At 35.3% G+C, this 2,249-nt stretch carries 4 protein-coding genes and 1 pseudogene; 2 read left to right on the top strand and 3 right to left on the bottom strand.

All coding sequences use genetic code 11. The annotated features are described in order from the left end of the window. Positions 1 to 136: 136 nt before the first annotated feature. From ACFINR_RS09170 to ACFINR_RS09160, 3 genes are read right to left on the bottom strand one after another with little or no spacing between them, the layout of a single operon-like run. Positions 137 to 331, bottom strand: a complete 195-nt coding sequence (locus ACFINR_RS09170; RefSeq protein ID WP_375654215.1) for a hypothetical protein — start codon at positions 329 to 331, stop codon at positions 137 to 139. 10 nt (positions 332 to 341) lie between these two features. Then, a complete protein-coding gene (locus ACFINR_RS09165; protein WP_375654214.1) occupies positions 342 to 1,016 on the bottom strand; it encodes a hypothetical protein in 675 nt (224 codons plus the stop codon). Positions 1,017 to 1,026: 10 nt separating this feature from the next. Further along, entirely contained in the window at positions 1,027 to 1,305 is a 279-nt protein-coding gene (locus tag ACFINR_RS09160; protein WP_375654213.1) for a hypothetical protein, read from the bottom strand. A gap of 120 nt (positions 1,306 to 1,425) precedes the next feature. On the opposite strand from ACFINR_RS09160, the gene ACFINR_RS09155 reads away from it, so the two are divergent. Together ACFINR_RS09155 and ACFINR_RS09150 are read left to right on the top strand one after the other, a co-directional pair. After that, positions 1,426 to 1,755 carry a helix-turn-helix transcriptional regulator gene (locus tag ACFINR_RS09155; RefSeq protein WP_208439714.1) on the top strand — a complete coding sequence of 110 codons (330 nt, stop codon included), beginning with the start codon at positions 1,426 to 1,428 and terminating at the stop codon, positions 1,753 to 1,755. Positions 1,756 to 2,016: 261 nt separating this feature from the next. Continuing rightward, positions 2,017 to 2,249, top strand: a pseudogene (locus ACFINR_RS09150) (hypothetical protein); the annotation flags it as partial.

Raw genomic sequence — 2,249 nt, 5'->3', positions numbered from 1 at the left:
TTCACGGTACCACTGAACATGTCACCACTTGCACCACGTATCGCCCACCCCGTTTTGGTACCTAGATCAAAACAAAGGATTGTATGAAGCATCTAAATCACTTACATTTAATGATGGTTTTTTCTTAGAATGGTGCTTAAATGACTTCTCTGCACACAATTTTACTGCAATTCACACAATAAGAAACGTTAGGAAAAGATAATTTTTCAATGAGCTTTGCTTGCTCGTGTATTATTTCGTCTTTTTCATTTATCTTTTGTCTAAGCCTTTTTGTGGTTTTAAAAGCAGTATAAGCTGCATAACAAGATATAATAAGCGCAATTAAGCCCATCTCTATCTCCTCACTTACCCTTCTTCTTACTCTTCTTATTCTTATGAGCCGGCGCTTTTACTGCTTCATCACGCTGTTTAAGCTCTTGTGTTAGTCTTTCAACTTCCTCGTCGCGTGATTGAACATCTGCTTTTAGTGCCTGTATCTTTTCACTTTTCCGTTTGAACTCTTCTCGGTACGCATCTAGCTTTTGCTTCAATTCTTTAATTTCCTCCTCACGTTCTTTAATCTCTTGCTTCAGTTCATCAATTTCCTCGTCGTCATGTTCTTCTATCTTTTGTTTCAATTCTTTAATTTCCGTATCACGTGATTGAACATCTGCTTCGAGTGTCATTACAACTTCACTTACATTTCTGAACGCCTTTTCATGCTCTTCAGTCTTTTGTTTCAGTTGTTTAATTTCCTCGTCACGTTCTTCTATTTCCTCGTCACGCTCTTTAATCTCTTGCTTCAGTGCTTCAATTAGCTTGTCACGTTCTTCAAGATCCGCATCACATTCATCAATTGTCTGCTTGCTTTCCTTTGAATACCTAAACTCATTCTCTCTCATTTCTTTCTTAAGATCTTGAACCTGCTCTTTAAGCGCCTTAACTTGGTCGCGATAATGCAATGCAATACGAAACATCACTCCGCTTAAGAGCAAAACTGAAACCACTGCTATCCATAAAATTTCATTCGAACTCATTTTGATCTCCTTAATGCTGCAATCTATCGACCTTCTGATCAACACCGCAGCTCTTGCAAATTTTCGACATTGGGGGGTGTTGCTCTTGCATTAATCTCTGCAAGCGCTCGGGATAAAAAAAATCTTCTGGACGCAAATCTATCCCATGATCACGTGCGTAATCTAAAATTTTTTGCTGGTGTTTTGCTGGCATGTCACGCCATCTATAAACAGATGACACATCTCTTTGCACTATGGTTGCTACAGTTTTGAAACCACCTAAATATTTTATAATTAATCTCGAAGGCATATGTAATCTCCATAACAGCACAATAAATAATTGCGTTTTATGCATAAGTCAACGAAATTGTGCTTTTTTATCATTTTTGCACATTTGCATAAAAATATATTTTCAAGGATTATACGAACCATGGAACAAGATATTCAGTCCAAACTTAAGCTATGGATTAAAGAGCGTCTTAACGAACGAGGACACGGCGCACAAACATTATTAGCATCACATTTAGAACTACACCCATCAGCAGTGAATCGCATGCTTAATACCTATCAAAATGGTAAAACGCGAGATATAACCATAGATGAACTAGTAAAGATTTCTGAATTTTTTAACGAACCTCCCCCCAGTTTTTACAAAGAAGTAGACTTAGATTTTATGAAAATATGTGCATCACTTGATCCAGTTGACAAAGAAGCGGTGCTTGATTTTCTTGAATTATTAAAAAAATTAAAAACAAAATAAGTAATAATTAACTGCTCTTTTTCATTGAATAATGAAAAAACAGATTCTATTTTTTTATCTATATCGCTCATAAACATCTCCCAAATTGTGGATAGCGCATAATTTAATTATATATTTTAAGATTTATTTTTGCGTTTTATGCAAAATTTTAATTGACTTATGCATAAAATACAATTATCACTGCACCATACCCCGAAAAAAAAAACCTATGTCAAGGCGTTTTTTTCAAAATGTATTTAATATTTTGATATGGAGGCATTTGTGAATAAACCAGTGTTTATAAATTCTGATGAAATTCTCTTAGTGATGTGCGAAAATGAAGAACAAAATCTCGCTAAATCTGGTCCTTTATTAGAAGAAAAGGACATTATCAATTTTATCGACCAAACCGATAATGCTGTCCAAATTTTGCGCGTAGAACCAACGACTAATCGTTGCGAAGATATCTCTGAAGATATTGCCGAATTCTATCTTAAAGAATGTGAAGAGCAGTG

Source organism: Bartonella sp. AP19HLJMH (assembly GCF_042196245.1).
Classification (GTDB): domain Bacteria; phylum Pseudomonadota; class Alphaproteobacteria; order Rhizobiales; family Rhizobiaceae; genus Bartonella.
Note: the sequence above shows the minus strand (reverse complement) of the source record. Positions and strands in the feature narration are given on the sequence as shown.